At 55.7% G+C, this 244-nt stretch carries 1 protein-coding gene; it reads left to right on the top strand.

What is annotated here, in order from left to right:
* Positions 1-244: DDE-type integrase/transposase/recombinase (locus AF337_RS25735; protein ID WP_152971188.1), on the top strand; the 244-nt coding region annotated here is incomplete at both ends.

Here is a 244-nt window from a genome sequence, read left to right as displayed (position 1 = left end):
CCTTGCGGATGGACGAGACCTATATCCAGGTCAAAGGCAAGTGGACCTATTTCTATCGGGCTGTCGACAAATTCGGCAAAACCCTTGATTTCATGCTGTCTGAGCACCGCGATGAGGCCGCGGCCAGCGCGTTCTTCGCCCGCACGATTACGAACAATGGCTGGCCCGAAAAGGTCGTCATCGACAAGAGCGGCGCGAACCTGGCAGGATTGCAAAACATCAACTGGCGGCTGCTGTTGTATGG

Source organism: Rhizobium ecuadorense, from assembly GCF_001187535.1.
Lineage (GTDB): Bacteria > Pseudomonadota > Alphaproteobacteria > Rhizobiales > Rhizobiaceae > Rhizobium > Rhizobium ecuadorense.
This window is presented reverse-complemented; position numbering and strand designations above follow the sequence as displayed.